A 23047-nucleotide genomic window follows, 5' to 3' on the forward strand; every position below is an offset into this window, starting at 1 on the left:
ATTTTCTTTCGATAAAAAATTGATGATACTGATTTTAAAAATGAACCTGATATCATTACAGAAATAGGACTGGAGATAGTACCGCCAATCAATATAGATAGTATTACGCTGGCTATCAAGCACCTCGAAGCATTACCTGAAGTGAAAAAAGTTGAATTAATTTCCAGAGTGGACAAGCCTCTGGTAATAGTAAGTTTGGCCAGGCCGGTCGATATCAAACATGAACTCGAATCCCTACCATGCATACAGAATATTGAAGCAAGCAATGATCTGGAACAGGACAGACCAACATTTGCGGTTAAAACCCAATCTTTGGATAAGGTTGGTTTTTAAAGCTGTCATATTTTGAGTGAATACTTTCATTACCATTCAGGGTAAAAGAATAAAACAACTATAACTGTTTAAAATAAAGCCGACTTGTCAAAGCGCTTTCCCTGAGGCATAATTTTGTTGTTATGCCTCAGTTCTTTTTTAATTATCAGAATAAAGACAACTATTTCCACCGGCTTAATCCTGTAGTAAAGCTGGTATGGGCAAGCAGCATCATAATAATCGCCATGCTGGCTAATCACCCGGTAATATTAGCTTTATTACTGTTATGCACACTGCCAACAGTCTTTGCTGGCGGCATTTGGCGGCAATGGGCAGTTATAATGCAGCTGACTCTCTGGATGGGCATCATGGTGATGGTTATTAACTGCCTGGCTAACCCTGGCGGTAGCCATTTATTGTGGCAATCCTGGTTTTCTCTTCCCATATTTGGGCATATACGGGTAACACTGGAAGCAATCATCTACGGATTATTTATGACAGTACGTTTGATGGCGATTATTTCCGCCTTTTCTGTAATTACTCTAACCATCCACCCCGATGAATTGCTATCGGCGATGCTTGAAATGCGCTTGCCATACAAAACCGCGATGATGGCAGCTCTCTCGATAAGATTTGTACCTACCATGTTCGAAGACGCTACTCGCATTGCTGATGCGCAACGCTCCAGAGGTCTCGAAATGGACAAGGGTAGCAAATTTGAACGGTTAAGAAGGAGGGCGCCAATACTAACCTCGCTCCTTTCCTCCTCCCTTGAACGCACTATCCAATTGGCAGAAGCAATGGAAGCTCGTGCATTTGGCAGTTCATCTAAACGGTCACGGTTTTTCAGACTGGCTTTTAGCAAATTAGATATAACAATGATAGTTTTTCTGTTATTAATGCTGCTTCTGGCATTGTATATTCTGCTATCAGGGGGTATTTCTTATGAATACTTTCCTTCACTTCAGAGGATTGACTTAAGCACCAAAGGTTTAGTGATGGCGATACTTGTCGTTTCCGTTCTGGCGGGATTGGTACCTGCAGCTAGATTGGGTGAGAGTAATTATCATGATAAGGTTTAATAACGTAACCTTTGCTTATAATGGCTCACCTAAACCCGCATTATCACAAGTCAGCCTTACTATAAACCGCGGCGAATTTGTTTTGGTCACCGGAAAGTCAGGAAGCGGTAAAACCAGCCTCTGCCGAACGATCAATGGCCTGATCCCACACTTTCATGGGGGTACAATCTCCGGAACAATTACAGTAGATGGCCTGAATCCTGTTGATGCTTCTCCAAGTACCATGGCTACAAAAGTTGGAATGGTATTTCAGGATCCGGAAAATCAACTGGTTACATCTGATGTGAGCCATGAGATTTGCTTTGGAATGGAAAACCTGGGATTCCCCGATAACCTGATTGCCGAACGCTTGGAGGAATCTCTTCGCCTGTTGGATTTAGATCACCTTCGAAACAGACCGATTCATGAATTGAGTGGAGGAGAAAAACAACGAACCATTATAGCTTCTGTACTGGCGTTACGGCCTGACATTCTGATATTAGACGAGCCAACATCTGAACTTGATCCTGAAGGTGCTTGTAAAACTCTTTCCCGCTTACGGGAGCTTAACTATGAGCTTGGCCTTACCGTAATTATTATCGAACATCGCCTGGATAATATTATTCAATATGCGGACAGGGTAATTGTGATGGAAAAAGGTCAGCTAGTAATAGACAGCTCTCCCGAATCGGCCATGTCAGAATATGGGAAAGAAATGATTTCATATGGAATAGGGTTACCACCAATCGTACAACTCTTCCAAAAGTTGGCTAATAATGGGATTACAACAGGCAGAGTTCCTTTATCGGTAAATGAAGCATCCCATGTATTTGCTGAAGTTTTCAACAAACCATTATCGATCGCTGAGGATAATAACACCATTAGCAGTAATGATCTTGCGGTGGAACTACAAGGTGTGAGTTTTGTTTATCCCAACGGGATTAAAGCTATCGATAATATTAGTTTACATATATACCGAGGTGAAGCGGTAGCAATATTGGGGCGCAACGGTTCCGGCAAGACTACGCTTGTCAAACTGATCAATGGTTTGCTTGCCCCCAATTTGGGAGCATTAAAAATACTTGGTCGAAACATTTTCAAGAAGACTGTTGCAGAACTTGCAAACAGCGTCGGAGTTGTGTTTCAAAATCCGGCAGACCACCTGTTTACAGATTCGGTGGAAGAGGAAATTGCCTTTGGGTTAAAAATCAGGGGGTTTTCTCCGCGGGAAATTTCAAAATATATCGATACTATGCTTGATCAGCTTAATCTTGGGCATTGCCGTGGCCGTAATCCCCTTGATTTAAGCAGCGGAGAAAAGCAACGGCTTGCCCTGGCCTCAGTTTTGGTATACGCTCCACCTGTGCTTGTACTTGATGAGCCTGACAGGGGAACTGAAGAGCAAACCAGGCAAGAATTAACAAGATTGCTGCGTGATTACTGCTCTGCAGGGAACACAGTGGTAATAGTTACTCACGATGTGGAAATGGCAGCAAGTTTTGCACAACGGGTAATCGTGATGGATGAAGGAAAAATCACTCTCGATGGGAACAAACATGAAGTTTTCCCCAATGCTGGGCTGTTTTCTACGCAGATAAACTGCCTGGTAAAGCGTTTTGCGCATTATGGGGTTTCTTCGAAGTTCCTGACGGCTGATGAAGTTGCAGGAGCTTACTGTGAATAGCCGCTCAAATATCCGTAATCGCCTTTATGTCCTGGTGATGTTTTTTGCCGCTACAGCAACTCTTCTGCTGGCTATATATGCACCAGCATGGCTTGGGAGGGGTCCGAACTGGGGATTAGTCGTCATGCTGATTACCGGCTTAATAATTATTGCCGTATTTTACGAATTTGAAACGCGAAAAATATCGTCCAAGGAAATCGCGTTAATCAGTATGATGGGCACACTGTCTGCCATATCACGGATCCCGTTTGCACCAATCCCCAACGTCCAACCGGCAACTTTTATCATAATCTGCACCGGATATGTATTTGGGCCGATGGCCGGATTTATGACCGGAGCGTTAACCGCAATTATTTCTAATATGTTCCTCGGACACGGCCCGTGGACGTTGTTTCAGATTTTTGGCTGGGGTTTGGCAGGGGTAATCCCAGGCATTCTTCCCCATAGCAGAACTTATATCTGGATGTTGACCGTTTTTGGACTAATCTGGGGATACTTCTATGGAGCCATTGTAAATATCTGGTTCTGGGCATCTCTGATATACCCCTTGACATGGCAAACATTTCTCCTTTCAATGTTGAACAGCGTTTGGTTTGATACCATGCACGCGATAGCCAACATGGTGTTTATGCTGGTATTGGGTAAGCGCGTCATCAGCATACTTCTCAAATGGAATCAGAGGTTCTTCTGGCAAATCGGCACATCGAGTGACAATCTGCCAATAAGCTAAGATCACAGATTTTACTGAAATAAAAGTTATTGCCCTGTCAGATAATCCCGAGTTACAATAAGCAGAAAACAATAATGTACTATGGATTTTAAGAAAATCGCATTACAACTCAAAGAATACTTCTCTTCTCCGAGCCGTCAGCTGCTGTTATTTGGCCTGATTCATTCATTAATCCTGGTTTTTTGGTTAAATTTTTCCAGCTTTGAAATTAGAATCCACCCTGATGTAGAGCTGTATTTTGAGTATGCCGAACTCATGTTTAGCGGCGAGCTGCCTTATCGCGATTTTGGTGTAGAATACCCTCCGCTTGCTCTACTTTTTCTGTTAATTCCGCGGTTATTCAGCGCCAACCTGGCTGGTTATGCTGATGTTTTTGCCGTATTAATGCTGATGTTTGACCTGCTCGGATTGTTTTTTACCAGCCGGCTGAGCCGCCGGCTGGGGCTTGGGCATTTTACTACCCTATCTATTTATACAATCGCATTCTTCATTCTTGGAGATATTGTTATCAACCGCTTCGATATAATACCGGCAGTATTGTCGCTGGGAGCAGTTTATTATTTCCTAAACCATAAAAACAAGACGGCTTGGTTCTTTTTGGCGCTTGGAGTCTTGAGTAAATTGTATCCAGCAGTTCTTGCCCCTTTGTTCGCATTGCCTCATATCCGTAAACGGGAATTTCGACCCCTGGTGAGGGGACTGGCTGTTTTTAGCATCACCGGTTTAGCGCTAGTGCTGCCATTTTTAATAGCCAGCCCGGACGGATTTTTTGATTTTATTAGTTTTCACTCTGATAGAGGGCTCCAGCTTGAATCTGGCTACGCTTCATTATTGATGTTTGGAAACATGCTGGGTCTCACCCCTGTGGAAATCGTACTTTCCTACTCATCAGTGGATATTTGGGCACCAGCTTCTGACTTTTTGGTTTCAGCCTCCACGTTTATTACTGTAGCGGCGGTTTTTACCTGTTATTGGTTCTATTTTCGCCAAGTCGCAGATAAAAACAATAGTAGCTCAAGTTTAGCCTGCTTCACTGTTGGAGTACTGGCACTTTTACTGGTCTCGGCTAAAATATTTTCTACCCAATTTGTAATATGGCTATATCCATTCATTCCCTTAATTGATAACCGAATGAGGCATCCCGCCTGGATAATATTCGGGATAATCGCGCTCTTGAGCCAATACATCTATCCATACAACTATGGAGAACTGATGGATTTTAAGCAGCCGGCGGTAATCTTCCTAATTGTTCGCAATTTCCTGGTTTTTACCCTTGGGGTAATGGCAATGTACTCAGTAGCCAGCTCGCGCAATCGCATTCCAGTTACGGACGATTGACAAGCACTTTCTTAGGCTTGGTTTAAAAAATCAAATTCGAGGTAACGCCCGGGTATTGCTTGTTTTGCCATGGTATAAACTGCCCTGGCTACTGCAATATCCTCAATGGCAATACCAGTAGAGTCAAATACGGTAATATCATCCTGATCAAAGCGGCAATCGACATGGCCAGCGATACAATCACCAAGAGTCGCTGCAATCTCACTTACTGAAAACTCACCTTGTTGTATTGGTACGTTTACCTCTCCGGATTTGGATGCCTGTTCAATATCATCTACTGTCACCATGGCCTTCTGTATTATTTGTGTTTCAAGCTCCTGCTTGCCGGGGGCATCGGCTCCAATAGCATTGATATGTGTACCTTTTTTTATCCAGCGATAGCTAACTACAGGCTTGGTTGCCGGTGTGGTTGTGCAAATGATTTCACAGTCACAAACTTCTTCGATTGGAGCTACTTGTATTGGCAGGTGCGAATATTTGTCAACCAATTTTTGTGCTCTTTTTTCGTCGATATCAAATACTCTAATTCTTTCCAGATCGAATAATTCAAGATGAGCTTCAAGTTGAGTCAGAGATTGCCGCCCCGCACCAACCAAGCCAAGCGAGGAAGATTTGGGATTAGCCATATACCTCGACGCGATAGCTGAAGTCGCACCGGTTCGGTATGCGGTAATCTCGCTTGCGTCCATAACTGCCAGGGGATAACCGGTTTCGGGGTCGTTGTAGATTATTATTGCCATAACAGTAGGAAGATTATGAAAATAGTTCTGCGGATGCACATTAACCCATTTTACCCCGGAAGCGTCTACAAGTGCGGCTGGCATGGCCCTGAAATCACCCTTTTCTAGCGCAACGTATGATTTTGCAGGCATTTTGGTCAAACCAGAGGCCATCTCATTAAATGCTTTTTCGACCTCCTTTATAACCAGCCTCATGTTTATCAGTTGCAATACATCGGTTTTAGAAAGAATCAGGGTTTTCATTAATTCTCCTGGTTGAATTATTCCAGATTGATGCTCTATTTTAGTGTGATAAATAGTTTAAATCTTACCGACCAATATAGCAATATCGTAGAAAATATGTTGTTTTATATAAATGATAAGGGCGTTGCATTAAAACAACGCCCTTATTTGTCCATGGATCCTTAAGCTTTACTTGCCTTTCGGTTTTGCTGGAGTAGCCGCCGGTTTTGCTGGTGCAGCCGCTGGTTTGGACGGAGTAGCTCCCGGTTTGGATTTCTCTACCATATCTGCTTCACCTCCTTTTGGAGTGATTGCCTATATATCCGTTAAGCCTAATTAATCAATGTAATGTAATACTAGAATTGTAAATCAATAATTAATTATTGTCAATGCCTTTCAATCATTTTTTTAAAAAAATATTTATCTGCTTTTATATTATATTTTGACTATTTACCACTACATTTTTCAACAAACAGCGCTGGTTTAGTGTACAATTATTACGACTGGTGTAATAGCAAAAAGCAAATCCTTGAGATGGTTATAATTTGATGGGATACGGATACCGAACTATAGAACATACCGCAGATATCGGCCTCATTGCCTATGGGGCAACCTTGCCTGAAGCGTTTCTAAACGCTGCCAAAGGTATGAGTTCAATCATGATTGACCTTAGAACAATCAATACCAGCACCCGGGAAGATATTGCCGTTGAAGAATCAGATTCGGAAAAACTATTATATGCATGGCTTAATTATCTCCTATACTACTTCGACACGAGAGGAATAATATTCAGAAGATTTGAATTAATTTCTTTTACCAACAAACGATTAGAAGTGAGTTGTTATGGAGAAACATACGATCCCCGGCGCCATACCATTAAAACCGGAATAAAGGCGGCAACATTCCATCGTCTTTTAGTTGATAGTAAAAATAAACGTGTACGTGTATTCCTAGATGTTTAGGGAGCCACATGAATAACACAGAAGGGATTTTAGAGCAAATAGATCAATATCGGTGGCGCCTCCCTCGCAAATTCCAGGCATGCATGCTGGTACCAGGCATTATATATGCCTCCCGTGAGATGCTTTCCCACATTAACAAAGAAAATGTACTCGCACAGGTAGCCAATGTAGCCTGCTTGCCAGGAATTGTCCGGGCTTCCATGGCTATGCCAGATGTACATTGGGGTTACGGCTTTCCTATCGGGGGAGTTGCAGCTATGAATATGGAGGAAGGAGTTGTATCTCCTGGAGGGGTAGGATTTGACATAAACTGTGGTGTAAGACTTCTAACCACCCGACTGGATGACTCTTCGTTGAAAAACAAACTGGAAAAGCTGGTAAATGCTTTATACGCAAATATTCCGTCCGGCCTCGGCACGGGTGGCAAAATTCGGCTTGGCAAGCATGATATGGATAGGGTGCTTGGCAACGGAGCACGCTGGGTGGTTGAACAGGGATATGGTAAAACTGAAGATCTGGCAGTTACCGAGGAGAATGGACAGATGCCCGGAGCTGATCCCAACGCTGTCAGTGCACATGCCAGAGAGCGAGGTTCTTCGCAGCTGGGCACTCTCGGATCCGGAAACCATTTTATTGAAGTTGGGGTGGTCGATGAAATATATGAATCCGATATAGCACGAGTTTTGGGTATAGCTAAAAAAGATCAACTCCTGGTATGGATACATACCGGCTCCAGGGGTTTAGGGCACCAGGTTGCAGATGATTATATAAAAGTAATGCTGAATGCAATGCCTAAATACGGCATTAGAGTACCCGACCGCCAGCTCGCCTGTGCTCCATTAACTTCACCAGAAGGAGAACAGTATCTGGGTGCAATGCGAAGCGCTGCCAACTATGCCTGGGCAAATCGGCAACTTATCACCCATCATGTCAGACAGGCGTTTACCAGTGCCTTAGATATGAATGAAAGTTCGATTGGGTTAGAGATGATATACGATGTAAGCCATAACATAGCCAAGATCGAACAGCATATTGTAGATGGAATAACCAGGAGACTCTGTGTTCATCGCAAGGGCGCAACCCGAGCTTTCCCTCCAAGACATAGCAGTCTACCCGAATCATATGCTGATATCGGTCAGCCAGTTTTAGTACCGGGAGATATGGGGCGCTACTCCTACATAATGGTTGGCACCCAAAAAGCTATGGATGAAACATTTGGATCTGCTTGCCATGGAGCTGGCAGAATGAAAAGTCGCAAAGAAGCACAAAGAACAATTAGTGGAAAAGAGTATATAAAAGAATTAGCCGATCGCGGCATCATGGTGAGGGCGGGGAGTCTATCTGGTATTGCCGAAGAAGCTTCTCCTGCGTATAAGGATATTACAGACGTAGTTGAAGTAATAACAGGAGCAGGATTATCCAGGCCAGTAGCTCGCACTCGTCCTATAGGTGTGATAAAGGGCTGATGGTATTTTTAAATGAACAAGAAAACCATATTTGCCGATTGTTTGAACAAAACGCTTAATTTTGCAGTATCCAGTTACAGCCTTAAGGAAAAATTAGATTGTCTGGTTAAAGCAACGGCAGATGCCGTAGAAGGCGGGGCTTCCCTCATACTCCTCGATACTTCAGGCAGCCAGCTCATACCAGCGATTTCGAGCAAATTACCCAAATACTATCTTCAAAAAGGTTTACTGGATCGTTTTCGCAGTCTGGACGAAATTGACTCGGGTAAACCGGTTATAGTCAACGATATCGACACTGATGAACGAATTCAATACCGGGATCTCGCCCGGAAAGCCCGGATTACTGCTATTGCTGGAGCAGCTGTATATATTGGAGGAAACCCGGCTGGCAGCTTGCGGGCATATCTGCGCGACAACCGGGTTTTTCAAGACGAAGACATTAATTTTATCCAACGGATGGCTGAACTTGCGTCCTTGATGATTGGCCAGCATCGTACTTATCCCTTTGAAAAAAGAGGAGCGGGTAATGAGGTTACGCCTTCTATTATCGGGCAAATCAGGGAAACGGTATTTGCCCACCCAAGCGAAGCGGAATTTGCTGGTTTGCTTGATTTTTATAATATAGAATGGGTATATGAGCCCCGCTCCTTTATCCTCCACCAAGAAGGGAACCGGGTCACTGAAATGTTTAGCCCCGATTTCTATTTACCCGCGCTGGATCTATATGTAGAATTAACCACCCTCAAGCAAAGCTTGATTACCTATAAGAATCGGAAAATTCGTCGCTTAAGGGAGTTGCACCCGGAAATCAAAATAATCCTGCTAAATAAGAATAATTATGATCGTCTGTTAGCAAAATATGGAGCAGGACCATTGGGTCAATCTCGAGCACACGGCATTCGCAAAATACTCTATACTGTCGATCAAATAAAAGACAGGGTTGATGAACTTGCGGTACAGATCTCCGCGGATTACTCTAACAAGTGCCCGGTACTTCTGGGGGTGCAACGGGGTTTTATATGTTTTATGGCCGATCTTATCCGTAAAATAAGCGTTCCGATAGACATGGATTTTATGGCGATAAACCGGTACAGAAAAGACAGCCAGAGCAAGCTCTCGATCACTAAAGATACCGATCTGGATTTGACCGGACGGCATGTTTTACTGATTGAAGATATTGTTGATACTGGCATGACACTGAGCTCAATATTGGAATACCTTAAAGGAAGGCACCCTGCAAGCCTGGAAGTATGCACATTATTAAACAGGAAAGTGCGCAGATTAGTTGAAGTTGATATCAGGTATTGGGGATTCGATATTCCTGATGAGTTCGTCGTAGGCTATGGATTGGATTACCGGGAAGAATACCGCAATCTCCCATTTATAGGGGTTCCGATTGTACTTGATGAAACGATAGATTCGGGCTAGGCAATAAAACCAACAAAAATGCTCCAAGTAACCTTTGCCTTTTGAGCTGAATCAACCAGGTGACCTTTTCTGAACCACAGTTGTGATACTTACTCAGGGTGCTCCCTGATTTGATGGCCCTAACTGCTCGGCTACTTGGAGCATTTTCAGTATCTCATACATGTAAACGAGTGTCAAAACAGTTTGCAGCCGCTTTTGTTTTCTGTGGGCACTTAAGCCGAGATTTGCTTGCCTGAAAGCTCTTGTTTTCTTTGAAAAATTATAAAATTCTCAAATAGGCGGTGAGCGGAAGGCCAAACCAAAACTGTAGGTAATAAGTTAACATAACGGATACATTAATAAGCCAGAAATTACGCTATTTCAAAAGACGAGGGTCTTAATAACATACACAAATGGAGAGTTAATTCGAAAAGTGGCGACCCCGAGGGGATTTGAACCCCTGATCTCCACCGTGACAGGGTGGCATGTTAGACCGCTACACCACGGGGCCATATTTAATCCGGTTGAAGTGTATCAAGAATAGCAAATAATTGTCAACCGCAACAAACAGTAAAATGTTTACTTATAAAACAGATTCAAGCTACTGACAACGCTATTATTCCTGATGATCCAAAATCTTCTTCCGCCCAGATGAATATTATCCCAATCATTAACAACTGGGATTTCCGCATATTCTACTCTGGGGCCGTATTCCTCCTTCCAGTCATAGCGATATTCGCCCCAGTCATCTCCCAAGTTCAAGTCACTATCATCGTAACGGTGATAATCAGCACCCAGTTCTTGAAATACGCTCTCTATATTTGCACTGGACACAAGAGTGCCTGTACCGGAAAAGGGACCATATAATTCACTCGGATATTCAGGCTTCACAATCTTGCATTCAAAACTGTTGGAATATCGGGCAACGGCTGTCTCTAGCGCTATGAACTTTGCGTGTTGTATTGTTGTCCGCAAGTCTCTTTCCCAGTTATTGAGATTATACAATAGGCCAAAATGTAAAATTAAATCGTATTTTTGGTTTAATATCCATGGTTTTTCCTGATCAAGAAGCATGAGAGTAGCGTTTTCATCCTTCTTTTTTACTGTATCCAGAGATTCCTGTCGGGCATCAGCAAAGGTAACGTCCGCACCAATACTTTTGAGATATAGCCCTATATTACCAAATCCGCAAGCAAGCTCTAACACTTTCTTTCCCTTGAACCATTCTCTTGAAAAAATGTGCTCAAGTTTCCTTACTCTTTTTACTCTCCAGTCGTTGAAAACCCCACCGAATAACTCACTCTCTTCATGTAGCAAAGATTCATCTGCAAACATTCAATACCTCTCAGTTTAGTCTGGGAATTCCGCCTGTAAGTCTGCTCCCGGCAGTGTATTTATACCAGGTCAGGAAGGGGCGGTATTGTTTACTACAACCTGAAAGTGATTTTATCAGAACACCTTATATTGTTCAAAATAAGAGTAAAGGTCACTAAATCCCCAGGCTATGTTGCGGCTATAAACCAACCAAGCATGCTGAAGGCGCGCAAGATCAAAGCTAAAATAAAAATTGTTTGTATCGACTACGTGTGTTATAATTAGCCTAAATTTTGTTTGAATGAGAAGAGGCACAAGAGTGGCAGTTAAAGAAAGTAGCAAGAAACCAGAGGCAACCAATACCCAAGCTGCTGAAGGTGAAGCCCGTGATTATGAAATGGTCATAGTCCTTAAACCGGCAGCCACCGATCTGGACAATGAAAAGGCAGTAGAGAATCTTAAGAAGATGATCGAAGATTTCGGAGGCACCATCAAGCAGATTGAGCCTTGGGGGAAAAAGAAGCTTGCATATCCCATTGCCCACATGAACGATGGGTTTTACGTTCTTGCCCGCTTCAATCTTAACCCTGGCAAAACCGGGGAGATGGAGAACAAGCTGAGGTTCAATGAACAGGTTATCCGTCATCTGCTGGTAATGGACGAGAGCTAGTTCGAAGGAGAGCGCGCAATGGTTAGTTTGAATAAGGTGATGCTGATTGGTAATGTAGGAAGCGATCCTGAGATGCGTTTCATTGCAAACGGAAACCCAGTAACATCATTCAGAGTGGCAACCAACCGGTTTTATACTACTCCGGAAGGAGAACGCAAGCAGGAAACTGACTGGTTCAGTGTTGTCACCTGGAACAAGTTGGCCGAGCAATGCAACCAGTTTCTCGCAAAAGGTCGCTTGGTTTATGTTGAGGGCAGGCTTCACAGCCGAAGCTGGGAAGCTCAGGACGGCCAAAAAAGAACCCGCACAGAAGTCATTGCCAACCGCGTTACTTTTCTTGACCGTCAGTCACAAAGTGGCGGCGAAGACAAGACAGATGATATATATAATGATGAACTTACCCCGGACGATATTCCCTTCAGTTAGGGCAAACATACCATAATATTGAGTAAACTAATCTAAATAAGGAGACATGAAATACCTGTGGCAAGAGAAATAACCACAAAACCCAAAGGTAGAACTGGCGGCAGATGGGGCGGTAACAAGTTTGTTGCCAGAAGAAAAGTGTGCACTTTTTGTGCCAACAAGAGTACCCTCATAGATTACAAAGACATTAGCCTGTTAGGGCGCTATCTTACCGATCGTGCCAAAATCCTGCCAAGAAGACGTACCGGTAATTGCGCCAGGCACCAGAGAGCTCTGGCAGCTGCAATTAAAAGAGCCCGTTATCTTGCTTTGCTTCCTTACACCGCCGAGCATATATACGAGATGGGCGCGACGTATGAAATAAGCCGGCCGCATTACCGAAAAGATTATCATAAACCGATTGCTGAGGTATCTTCTTCCCCGGTAAGCGCTGCTGAAACAACCGAACCTGCAGATGAAACCACAGTCACAGAAGAAATCGAGGTTGAAACAACTACCGAAGATATCGTCTCTGCAGAAAAAAACGGGGAAGAATAGACACTGGCATTTTTGTTTTATGATAAGGAGTAATTGTGCCTAAAAGAACATATCAACCAAAGAAAATCCCCAGGAAACGCGAGCATGGTTTTCTGGCTCGCATGAGCACCCGCGGTGGTCGGGCAGTATTAAAAGCAAGGCGCTTGAAGGGGCGGAAACGGCTTACTGTTGTTTAAGACGAGCCGATTAGAGCCGGCTTCCGAAAAAATACCGATGCCGGCTTGACCTTTCTATATCGATGAAAGGACAACAATACCTCAGGGACACTAAAGAATATAGCCGGGTTCACCAGCAGGGAGCAGTCTACCGGAGGCGTGGTTTTAACCTAAAGGTAGCCGAAAATGGAATGGATTATTCACGCTGGGGCCTGGTGGTGAGTCGAAAAGTTGGTTCATCTGTTGTAAGGAATAAAGTCAAGCGAATGCTTAGGGAAATACTCAGGCATACCGACATTACACCGGGCTGGGATATCGTTATTGTAACTCGTCCTTACATAAATAACATGGATTTTGGTGATATAAAAAACCAGGTAACTGTAATGCTGGAAGAAGCTGGCCTGATTTAAAAAGAGTAAAGTAATGAAACATCTTTCGCTGGCAATGATACGCTTCTACCAGAAATATATTTCGTCTGTTTTACCTTCTTCATGCCGTTATACACCAACTTGCTCTCAGTACACTTACGAAGCAATCAACCGTTTTGGTGTGAGTAAAGGGGTATGGATGGGGATAAAGCGAATTTCCCGCTGTCACCCCTTTAATCCCGGCGGTTACGACCCTGTTCCGGAGAGGAACCAGTAATCATATACTAAGGAAGAACGGTGCATAATAAAAGAACCTTTAAATTAATTGTATTGCTCTCATTGCTTGTGTCAGGTGTAATCCTGACTGGTTGTGTTGGTCGGGGCACTGCCCAAGCGGGATGGTCAGGCGTCGCTACCGGAGGAGAATCTGTATACCTCGGTTCGAGTGCTGGCAAGCTCGTTGCATTAAATTCTATCAATGGCTTTTATCAATGGCAGGAAAATTTGGAATCCGCTTCTTCCGGTGGAGGCTTGGGCTGCGCCGGAGCAACTGCTGCAGTTGTTTATTCCACCCCAGTGGTATACGGTGATACGGTATATGTTGGAGATGGCGGAGGAAGATTATATGCATTTAACGTTAACGACCGTCAGTCTAAAAGCGTGGCATTGAATGCAAAGAAGCCTGGTGCTATTATTGGTAATCCGCTTATCGCTCATGATACTGTCTATGTTGGATCTACCGATGGCAATCTTTATGCTTACGATGCCGCATCGCTTACCTACCAATGGCAATACAATACCGGCGGTGAGATATGGGCATCTCCTGCAGAATGGGAAAATAGTGTTTTTGTAGCGTCATTCGATAAAAAATTATATTCGATAGATGCGACAACCGGTCAGCCAAACTGGAACAAGCCATTTGAAACCAATGGGCCAATAATTGCATCTCCAATTGTCTTCGGAGATACCGTGCTGGTGGCTTCTCTTGACAGGCATGTATACGCGGTTGATGCTGAAACAGGCGAGCTTATATGGAGCTTCCCGGCAGGTGAGAATAGTGAGGACGCTCCAAAGCGGTGGTTGTGGGCTACTCCAATTATAAGCGAAGGTAAAATATACATTTCCGGTATGGACGGGATAGTGTATGTACTTAATGGAGACAACGGAGAACTGGTCAAGGTAATTGATATTCAAGAGTCTATTGCATCCACTCCAGTTATTGCTGGCGACCGACTGGTAGTAGCTACTGAAAATGGAAAGATTTATTCAATCGATACCATCACTTACCAAAAAATAGAACTCAGAGATATCAACACCGAGCTATCTTCACCCCTTGAAGCCGACGGTACCACTGTCTTTATTCATTCCATCAAAGGAAATACGGTTTATGCCCTAAATGGTGAAACCGGTGCTTTGTTGTGGTCAACATCCTTGAATTAGTAACGCAAAATTGTGAGGTAGCTTTCAGTTGGATATAGGAGCAATTTGGGACATTATCATCCTGAAACCGATGATAAACAGTATGATATCCCTTTCCCAGGTTCTATGGGGAAGCTTCGGATTGACTATCATCGTGTTGACTTTAATTGTTCGCGGGGTTATGTACCCATTGACCCTCAAACAATTAAGAGCGTCCAAGGCTATGCAATCACTGCAGCCAAAGCTGGCTGCACTGCAAAAGAAGCACGGCGCAGATAAAGAAAAACTCGCCCAGGAACAAATGCGTCTTTACCGGGAATCTGGCGTAAGTCCGACCGGCTGCCTTCTCCCGATGCTTATCCAGATGCCAATCTGGATTGCTCTCTATCAAGCAATCATCAGGGTTATGGCAGTCAATCCGGAAAGTTTTTTAAACCTTTCTCACTACTTATATTCCTGGCCGGTAGTTTATGAGGCTTTGCCGCTGAACAACCATTTTCTATGGTTGAACCTGGCCTCACCTGATTATCTTCTGGCAGTTCTGGTTGGTCTTTCCATGTTTATTCAACAAAAGATGACTCAGGCGCCAATGACGGCCGAATCATCCCCTGCCCAATCACAAGCCCAGAGCATGACCGTCATGATGCCGCTTATGTTCACATTCTTATCCTTATCGTTCCCCAGCGGCTTGGCTCTTTACTGGGTTACCTCAAACATAATCAGTTTTATTATGCAGTACTTCATTACCGGCTGGGGTGGCCTTGAGCCAATGAAAAATCGGTTAATCGAAAAGGTTTCCGGTTTATTCTCCAGAAAACCTTCGATTGGTACAAAAAATCGCTTTTCTTCAACTAATGATAAACATAAAATGGTTGTGACTAGCGCCAAAGACGTAGAAATTGATGAACAGAGCGTTCAACACGTGACAGCAACTGATGAGGAAAATACTTCCGGCATTAAAAAACCGGGCAAGGATAAAGAGAAATCCCAGGCTAAAAAAAGCAAACGAAGTAAACGTAAATAATGGTTTTTAATTCAGGAGGCCGACACTAGTGGCTGAAGAAATACAAATCAACGAACAGTTAATTATAGAAATCCAGAAGATTATCGAAGAGCTTTTGGATAAAATGGGAATAGTGGCTGCTGCAGAGTATAAAGAAGATGCCATCGTGCAAGAAATAGAACGAACACCCAAACCTTTTCTTTTTGACATCGACTGTGCTAATCCAGGCATATTGATTGGCCGCGCCGGACAAACCCTGGACAGCCTGCAATACCTATTGCGTACTATGATAAGTCATAAACTCGACGAGGATATTCCACCAATTGTAGTTGATGTGAGCGGTTATAAACAGCGTCGCTATAAGTATCTTAAAGATCTTGCCGTCAAGGTTGCAAACCAGGTTGCTGAGACTGGGGAACCACTAGCCCTTGAGCCAATGTCGGCTTACGAGCGGCGTATTGTTCATACGGCACTTAATGACGATAATCGGGTCATCACTGAAAGCACCGGATTTGAAGATGGTCGTAAAGTGGTGATTAAACCAGCAAATTAACGGCGTTTTGAAGGGCAGCCCCGAATTATGTTACCCTCAATCCCACTCTGAAAACATCTGAGCGGGATTGATTATTAGAAAGGAAGTCATATGGGTCAGGTTTTTCAACCGGTAGATACCAGGATAAATTTCCCCAACCAGGAGGAAGATATCCTTAAGTTCTGGAAAAACCAGAATATATTTGAAAAAAGTATCTCCAGCCGCAAGGGCGGGAAGCGTTTTGTATTTTACGAAGGTCCGCCCACTGCCAACGGAAATCCAGGCATACACCATGTGATATCCCGAGTGTTCAAGGATGTTGTTCCGAGGTATAAAACCATGCAAGGTTATTATGTACCTCGGATAGGGGGTTGGGACACTCACGGTCTTCCGGTCGAGCTTGAAGTTGAAAAGGAGCTGGGTTTTACCTCAAAGACAGATATAGAAAATTACGGAATAGCTCGCTTTAACGCCAAATGCCGCGAGTCGGTGTTTAAATACCTCAAAGAATGGAACGCTTTCACCGATCGTATAGCCTTCTGGGTTGACCTGGATAGTGCTTATATCACCATGAAGAACAGTTATATTGAAAGCTGCTGGTGGGCGATAAAAAAGATGTGGGATGATGGCCTTGTATACAGAGGATATAAGACTGCTGCCCATTGTCCCCGGTGCGGCACTTCTTTAAGCTCTCATGAAGTTGCTCAAGGATACGATGATAACACAACCGACCCTTCGGTTTACATAAAGTTTAGATTAACAAAAGAAAGTCTACCAAAACTCGGTATTAATCTGGATGGTAACAAGTCGGTCTATTTGCTAGCCTGGACTACTACTCCATGGACATTGCCCGGCAATACCGCTTTGGCTGTAGACGCCACCGCTGATTATGCCCTTATAGATACTGGCAGGGACGTCATCATCGCAGCCGAAAAATTGCTCGCCACGCTAGAGTTACCAGAAATGAATATTTGCGGCAGTATAAAAGGCAAAAACCTGGCAGGCCTGGAATATTTACCACTATATAACCCACATGATTATAACGTTGACCGCATGCGCTTTATTGCCGGTACAAGCGAGCTGGAGAAACAACCAGCAATTAAAGACCTTAGATATCGGGTTATAGCAGCGTCTTTTGTATCTATGGAGGACGGCACCGGAATTGTACATATCGCTCCAGCATTCGGCGAGGCAGACTTTGAAGTCGGTAAGACCGAGGCTCTTGATTTTGTACAACACGTTGACTTGAGCGGTAAGATCACAGGCAGCTTCGATTTTACCGGGATTTTTGTGAAAAACGCAGACAAGATAATATCGCACGATCTAAAAGAGCGCAATCTGCTGTATAGGGAAACTACTATAACCCACACTTATCCATTCTGTTGGCGTTGCTCCACCCCACTTCTATACTACGTCAAACAGTCCTGGTACATTAGAACTACTGCCCGTAAAGATCGGCTAATAAACCTGAATCAGCAAATAAACTGGTATCCAGAGCACATTAAAAATGGACGTTTTGGCGATTGGCTGGAAAACAATGTCGATTGGGCTTTTTCGCGTGAGCGTTATTGGGGTACTCCATTGCCAGTATGGTATTGCGAGGCTTGTGGTAAATATGACTGCATCGGTGGAATAGAAGAACTGGAGTCAAAGCCCGGATTCTCAGGTTTTGAAGGCGAGATTGATCTTCACCGACCTTACGTTGACAACCTGACCTATACATGTCAATGCGGTGGTTTGATGCGTCGCCAGAGCGAAGTGATAGATTGCTGGTTCGACTCGGGTAATATGCCGATAGCTCAATATCACTATCCATTCGAGAACAATACACTGCTAACCGATGGGCGTTTTCCAGCTGATTTCATATGCGAAGCCATTGATCAGACTCGTGGATGGTTTTACAGCCTGCATGCTATCAGCTCGTTATTGTTTAACAGTGTCGCTTATCGCAATGTGATTTGTCTGGGTCACATCCTGGACGAAAAAGGCGAAAAGATGAGCAAAAGCCGCAGCAATGTTATTCAGCCATCAGCGATAATTAATAAATACGGTACCGATGCCATGCGCTGGTATCTTTACACCGCCAGCCCTCCTGGTCAACCAAGACGTTTTTCTGAAGGATTGGTTGGAGAGGTAATGAGGCAGTTCATGCTACCTTTGTGGAATGTATATTCGTTCTTTGTAACCTACGCCAATATCGATAATTACAACCCCATGGATTCCAACCATCCAACACCCAACGCAGAGCTTGACCGCTGGATATTGTCAGAACTTAACGACCTTGTAGCCAAGGTAAGAAACGACCTTGATGGCTATGATCCAACCACCGCTGGCAGACGAATCGAAGCTTTTGTTTCCGTTTTATCGAACTGGTATGTCCGCCGTAGCCGGAGACGTTTTTGGAAAAGTGAAAACGATGAAGATAAGCTTGCTGCTTATGATACTCTTTATAATTGCCTTCATACACTTTGCCGCCTGTTGGCTCCCTTTATGCCCTTCCTGGCTGAAGCAATGTACCAAAATCTGGTTCTCGGAATTGACTCGAACTCTCCAGAGTCGGTCCACCTTGCCTCTTTCCCGGAAGCTGATACAACTGCAATTGATATCGAACTGGCCGCTAGTGTACAACTGGCGATAAAAATATGCAGTCTGGGGCGATCAGCACGAAGCCAAGCTGGTATCAAAATACGTCAACCACTATCAGTTCTTAAGGTGGTTCTGCAGAATGCTGCCGAAGAAAAGCGCTTAGTACAGGTTAAAGACCAGATCCTAGAAGAATTAAATGTCAAAGATATTAAAGTAGCCTATAACCAAGACGAGCTCGTAAACGAAGGCATGCAATTGAGTTCGGATAATTCATATACTGTTGGGATTAATACTGAAATTACACCCGACCTGGAATCCGAAGGATTAGCAAGAGAAATTGTGCGACGTATTCAAACCCTTCGCCGTCAGGCTGATTTTGATATCGCTGATCGTATAATAACCTACTATCAGGCAGATGAAAGAATTAGAGAAGTAATGAATGAACATTGCAGTTATATCAGCCGGGAAACTTTATCCGCAGATATTGTATATCAGGCACCGGATGAACAAACATATTCGGAGAGCTTTAAACTGGATAGTCATTCCATTGAGTTGGGGGTAAAAAGACAAGACTAATTGTAAGCAGAGAGTGCGACGTTAGCTGTGTACTGCTTACCGTCACGGTAATAGCCAATTTTTATCGTTTGCCCAATTTCCTTGGATCGTATAGTCCATACCAGGTCTTCCACTGTAAGGGTAGGCTTCTCATCTATCGAGAGGATTACATCACCAGCTTTGAGGCCGCCTGCTTCAGCTCCAGTGCCTGGATTCACTCCCTGTATTAACACGCCCTGGTCTATACCCAGTTCAAAGTAACTGTTTATTGCTGGATTAACAGTCGTCATTCCCCATATTCCCAAAAACGGGTAGGTGACAGAACCTCGTGTTATGAGGCGTTCTATTACCGGCATGGCAGAATCAACGCTGATCGCATAACCAACACTTTCAATGGTTATATCCACCAGTTTAGCATTGGTGATGCCGACAACTTCCCCAGCCAGATTAATAAGCGGTCCACCACTATTGCCGGGATTCATAGCCGCGTCTGTTTCGATAAGACCATAAAGAGGTCTTCCGCCAATTACAGTAGAAACATTCAATTGACTTACCCAGCCGCCTTTCATGCTTATGCCAAGCCCCAGGGCATTACCAACGGCTGCAACTGGCTGGCCTACCTTTAAAAGAGAAGAGTTGCCGATCGAAGCCACCGGTAATCCGGACGCTTCTACATATAACACTGCAATGTCGGTAACCTCATCAGCATAAATACTCTTTACTTCAAAGTAGCGGCCATCAGATAATATAATTCCTACTTCTGAAGCCCCTTCAACCACATGTTCGTTGGTGACTATTATTCCATCACTATCAATAATCCATCCCGACCCGGAGCCAGTGGACGTTTCTACAGCAACGACCGAAGGGCGGGCTTTTTCTACAGCTTCAACCCAGTTGGCCAGATCTACACCAGGAGATTCGGTGGGTGGATTCCAAGTAGTATTAACCGGGGGTGATGTTGAAGTAGGAGGAGATGTACTGGAAACATGATTAAAATCGGGAAATCGTTCGATAATAATCTCGCAACTGCATAAGGTTATTATAATAATTAGGATCGAGCACAGACTTGTAATCAGCTTTATTCTTGCGTTTTTCATATTCATACCCATTACATGGTCATTATAGTAATGATATATCAAGCTAACACGTGTTTCAAACTAGAGTATGGTTACGTATCGCTTTATTCGGTTTCCATATGTACGAGCACAGCTCGGGTGTGACATGTATTTTTGTTTGCCGTGTCATCCCGGAGGAGGGCATTTCAGTAAATTGTGTCTTCCCTGAGCCGGGCGGTAGCCCGACGAAGGATCTTCCCCGGATAGTGCGCGTTGTTATATATGCTGTGTTTACGAAAAGACGAACACGAATCGTGTTAGACCCTTCACTTCGTTCAAGGGTGGCACTTGTTTATGAGTGCCCTTTGTCACAATGGCGTGTTTCCGTATAGACGGGCACAACTCGTGTGAGATTCTTCGCCGTGCTCGACAATGACATGTTTTTATGCATATATTTATAAACTGACGCATTTTCAAGAGGGCAGGCAAGCATAATTTAAGGGGAGCTAATGGCTCCCCTTAAATTATCAAATAGATTATTCTAAATCTCGGGTAAATGGTGCAATGCTTCCCGAACCTTATCATCCGGATATGCAAAATCTTTTAATTTTCCTGATAGATAACTGTCATACGATACCATATCGAAATGACCATGGCCGGAATGCCCAATCAAAATAGTTTTAGCCTCACCAGATTCACGGCATTTTATTGCCTCGTCAATGCCAGCACGTATCGCGTGGTTCGTCTCGGGTGCACTAATATATCCTTCACTGCGCGCAAATTGGATTCCCGCTTCAAAAGTAGCTACCTGTGGAACTGAACGAGCTTCAATTAATCCAAGTTTTAGAAGATGGGTAACCAGTGGAGACATCCCATGATAACGAAGCCCTCCGGCATGAACTGGCGGAGGCATAAACCGAGAACCCAGAGTATACATCTTAAGAAGGGGCGTCAAACCTGATACATCACCAAAGTCATAAGCATAGAGTCCTTTAGTTAACGAAGGACAACTTTCCGGCTCAACAGCTACTATCTGAATGCCAGGATGACTTCCATCAATCTTATCTTTCACAAAGGGTACGGCGAGTCCGCCAAAGTTCGTCCCTCCACCGACGCAACCAATTACAATATCTGGATAGCAATCAGCCATCTCCATCTGCTTTTTTGCTTCCAAGCCAATTATTGTTTGATGAAGTATAACGTGGTTTAGGACGCTACCCAACGAATAGTGGGTGTCATCTCGACTAACGGCATCCTCTACGGCTTCACTGATAGCAAGCCCAAGAGAACCCGGGGAATCTGGATCGGCGGCTAAGGCCTCTCGTCCAGATTGAGTATCAAGGCTTGGAGATGGAACACAGGTGGCGCCCCATGCTTCCATCATTAAACGCCGATATGGTTTTTGAAAAAAGCTCACCTTAACCATATAAACCTTCAGCTCCAGATTGAAAAACATACACGCCATGGAAAGCGCGCTTCCCCATTGGCCGGCACCGGTTTCAGTAGTCAACCGCTTGATGCCTTCCTTTTTATTATAATAAGCTTGCGCTATCGCACTATTTGGTTTGTGAGAACCAGCGGGGCTTACATCCTCGAACTTATAAAAGATCTTGGCTGGCGTATCAAGCAATTTCTCAAGGCGACGCGCACGGATTAGTGGAGTAGGGCGCCATATGCGATATATTTGCTGCAATTCCTCAGGAATTTCAACATGACTTTCAGGGTGGAATTCCTGCAATATCAATTCCCTGGCAAATAGCGGTTCGAGGTCCTGAGGGGTAACCGGTTTTTTTGTTGCAGGATGCAATACATCCGGCAATCGCTCTGGAAGATCAGGTAAAATATTGTACCAACTTGTGGGCATGTCTTTTTCATCTAGAATATACTTAACTCTTTCCAATGCTGTCCTCCTGATTAGTGATTATTTAATAATAATGTTTGAGCGCCCTATTTCATAAATTAGAGTATTATCAGGCCCGGATGGGCCATAAACGACTTCGATTAATCTGCAATTATCGCCTCCTATCCTGGGATTTGCAATACAAAAAGCCTCCTACCCTTGAAGGGGCAGGAGGCTTACCCGCGGTGCCACCCTTCTTGACTGTTGCTACCCATAATAATAACAGCCATCTCTTTAAGGTACAGGCATTTAATCCGATACCTCGAGGTGTGATAACGCTCCTCTCTGCGGCCGAACCTACTTGCACTACTGGCTTTCAGTTGGCAGCTCCCAAGCCCATTCGATCCGAACGCTGGAACCGGCTCCCACCTTCTCCGGCTCTCTGTGTCCCCGCTTGCGGATCTACTAATCCTGTTCACAGCTTTTAATATTCAATTGTTGTGGACAATATAGCCCATCGGCCAAACACTGTCAAGAATGTGTAAGGGTCCAGCACATATTGGACTTTTCAGGGTTAGCGATAAATTTATCCAGATAATAACGCAGGGGAGCCTTTTTGCCAATACCCCGGTGAACCTTTTCGGTGTTGTACCATATAAGGTATT

At 44.0% G+C, this 23047-nt stretch carries 21 protein-coding genes, 1 tRNA gene, 1 pseudogene and 1 other annotated feature; of the genes and pseudogenes, 18 read left to right on the forward strand and 5 right to left on the reverse strand.

Going from position 1 to position 23047, the window contains the following annotated elements:
• The first annotated feature begins 141 nt into the window (after window positions 1-141).
• From PHX29_04860 to PHX29_04880, 5 genes are all read left to right on the forward strand, one after another.
• Window positions 142-333: a hypothetical protein gene (locus PHX29_04860; GenBank protein MDD5605222.1), complete on the forward strand. Its 192-nt coding sequence runs from the start codon at window positions 142-144 to the stop codon at window positions 331-333.
• A 122-nt stretch (window positions 334-455) separates the two neighbouring features.
• Window positions 456-1394 carry an energy-coupling factor transporter transmembrane component T gene (locus PHX29_04865; protein MDD5605223.1) on the forward strand — a complete coding sequence of 313 codons (939 nt, stop codon included), beginning with the start codon at window positions 456-458 and terminating at the stop codon, window positions 1392-1394.
• On the forward strand, window positions 1381-3057 hold the full coding sequence (locus PHX29_04870) for an energy-coupling factor transporter ATPase (GenBank protein MDD5605224.1): 1677 nt from the start codon (window positions 1381-1383) through the stop codon (window positions 3055-3057). Before PHX29_04865 ends, PHX29_04870 begins: the two co-directional genes overlap by 14 nt.
• Window positions 3050-3787, forward strand: coding sequence for an ECF transporter S component (locus PHX29_04875; GenBank protein MDD5605225.1), 738 nt, complete (start codon window positions 3050-3052; stop codon window positions 3785-3787). The genes PHX29_04870 and PHX29_04875 overlap by 8 nt, the downstream gene beginning before the upstream one ends.
• A gap of 81 nt (window positions 3788-3868) precedes the next feature.
• The gene (locus PHX29_04880) at window positions 3869-5125 is read left to right on the forward strand and encodes a glycosyltransferase 87 family protein (protein ID MDD5605226.1); all 1257 of its coding nucleotides are present in this window, start codon (window positions 3869-3871) and stop codon (window positions 5123-5125) included.
• Window positions 5126-5136: 11 nt separating this feature from the next.
• Here the strand turns inward: PHX29_04880 and PHX29_04885 are convergent, their stop codons facing one another.
• Window positions 5137-6108 carry an ornithine cyclodeaminase family protein gene (locus PHX29_04885; protein MDD5605227.1) on the reverse strand — a complete coding sequence of 324 codons (972 nt, stop codon included), beginning with the start codon at window positions 6106-6108 and terminating at the stop codon, window positions 5137-5139.
• 527 nt (window positions 6109-6635) lie between these two features.
• On the opposite strand from PHX29_04885, the gene PHX29_04890 reads away from it, so the two are divergent.
• Genes PHX29_04890 through hpt form a run of 3 tightly spaced genes read left to right on the forward strand, consistent with a single transcriptional unit; the run spans window position 6636 to window position 9943 of the window.
• A complete protein-coding gene (locus PHX29_04890; protein MDD5605228.1) occupies window positions 6636-7049 on the forward strand; it encodes an archease in 414 nt (137 codons plus the stop codon).
• An 8-nt stretch (window positions 7050-7057) separates the two neighbouring features.
• A complete protein-coding gene (locus PHX29_04895; protein MDD5605229.1) occupies window positions 7058-8515 on the forward strand; it encodes an RtcB family protein in 1458 nt (485 codons plus the stop codon).
• A gap of 12 nt (window positions 8516-8527) precedes the next feature.
• On the forward strand, window positions 8528-9943 hold the full coding sequence (gene hpt, locus PHX29_04900; GenBank protein ID MDD5605230.1) for a hypoxanthine phosphoribosyltransferase: 1416 nt from the start codon (window positions 8528-8530) through the stop codon (window positions 9941-9943).
• Between the two features lie 413 nt (window positions 9944-10356).
• On the opposite strand, the gene PHX29_04905 is transcribed toward hpt, so the two are convergent.
• A tRNA-Asp gene (locus PHX29_04905) sits at window positions 10357-10433 on the reverse strand.
• Between the two features lie 68 nt (window positions 10434-10501).
• Window positions 10502-11257, reverse strand: coding sequence for a methyltransferase domain-containing protein (locus PHX29_04910; GenBank protein ID MDD5605231.1), 756 nt, complete (start codon window positions 11255-11257; stop codon window positions 10502-10504).
• A gap of 298 nt (window positions 11258-11555) precedes the next feature.
• Between PHX29_04910 and rpsF the strand changes: the two genes are divergently transcribed.
• The 10 genes and pseudogenes from rpsF to ileS all read left to right on the forward strand — a co-directional run bounded on the left by rpsF (window position 11556) and on the right by ileS (window position 19508).
• On the forward strand, window positions 11556-11906 hold the full coding sequence (gene rpsF / locus PHX29_04915) for a 30S ribosomal protein S6 (protein MDD5605232.1): 351 nt from the start codon (window positions 11556-11558) through the stop codon (window positions 11904-11906).
• Window positions 11907-11924: 18 nt separating this feature from the next.
• Window positions 11925-12332, forward strand: coding sequence for a single-stranded DNA-binding protein (gene ssb, locus PHX29_04920; GenBank protein MDD5605233.1), 408 nt, complete (start codon window positions 11925-11927; stop codon window positions 12330-12332).
• A gap of 69 nt (window positions 12333-12401) precedes the next feature.
• A pseudogene (gene rpsR, locus PHX29_04925) lies at window positions 12402-12656 on the forward strand (30S ribosomal protein S18).
• A 248-nt stretch (window positions 12657-12904) separates the two neighbouring features.
• Window positions 12905-13045 (forward strand): 50S ribosomal protein L34, encoded by a 141-nt coding sequence (gene rpmH / locus PHX29_04930; GenBank protein MDD5605234.1) that lies wholly within the window; start codon window positions 12905-12907, stop codon window positions 13043-13045.
• Between the two features lie 62 nt (window positions 13046-13107).
• Window positions 13108-13434, forward strand: coding sequence for a ribonuclease P protein component (gene rnpA / locus PHX29_04935; GenBank protein ID MDD5605235.1), 327 nt, complete (start codon window positions 13108-13110; stop codon window positions 13432-13434).
• A gap of 13 nt (window positions 13435-13447) precedes the next feature.
• Window positions 13448-13669: a membrane protein insertion efficiency factor YidD gene (gene yidD, locus PHX29_04940; protein MDD5605236.1), complete on the forward strand. Its 222-nt coding sequence runs from the start codon at window positions 13448-13450 to the stop codon at window positions 13667-13669.
• Window positions 13670-13689: 20 nt separating this feature from the next.
• Entirely contained in the window at window positions 13690-14832 is a 1143-nt protein-coding gene (locus PHX29_04945) for a PQQ-binding-like beta-propeller repeat protein (GenBank protein ID MDD5605237.1), read from the forward strand.
• 28 nt (window positions 14833-14860) lie between these two features.
• Window positions 14861-15835: a YidC/Oxa1 family membrane protein insertase gene (locus PHX29_04950; GenBank protein MDD5605238.1), complete on the forward strand. Its 975-nt coding sequence runs from the start codon at window positions 14861-14863 to the stop codon at window positions 15833-15835.
• Between the two features lie 28 nt (window positions 15836-15863).
• A complete protein-coding gene (locus tag PHX29_04955) occupies window positions 15864-16367 on the forward strand; it encodes a KH domain-containing protein (protein ID MDD5605239.1) in 504 nt (167 codons plus the stop codon).
• A 90-nt stretch (window positions 16368-16457) separates the two neighbouring features.
• Window positions 16458-19508, forward strand: a complete 3051-nt coding sequence (gene ileS, locus PHX29_04960; protein ID MDD5605240.1) for an isoleucine--tRNA ligase — start codon at window positions 16458-16460, stop codon at window positions 19506-19508.
• Here the strand turns inward: ileS and PHX29_04965 are convergent.
• Both PHX29_04965 and PHX29_04970 read right to left on the reverse strand, forming a co-directional pair.
• Window positions 19505-20584 carry a trypsin-like peptidase domain-containing protein gene (locus PHX29_04965; GenBank protein MDD5605241.1) on the reverse strand — a complete coding sequence of 360 codons (1080 nt, stop codon included), beginning with the start codon at window positions 20582-20584 and terminating at the stop codon, window positions 19505-19507. The genes ileS and PHX29_04965 overlap by 4 nt on opposite strands.
• A 499-nt stretch (window positions 20585-21083) precedes the next feature.
• Entirely contained in the window at window positions 21084-22442 is a 1359-nt protein-coding gene (locus tag PHX29_04970; protein MDD5605242.1) for a TrpB-like pyridoxal phosphate-dependent enzyme, read from the reverse strand.
• A 160-nt stretch (window positions 22443-22602) separates the two neighbouring features.
• Window positions 22603-22870 (reverse strand) — a binding site (T-box leader).
• Between the last annotated feature and the right edge of the window lie 177 nt (window positions 22871-23047).

It is taken from the genome of Dehalococcoidales bacterium, assembly GCA_028717385.1.
Taxonomy (GTDB): domain Bacteria; phylum Chloroflexota; class Dehalococcoidia; order Dehalococcoidales; family CSSed11-197; genus CSSed11-197.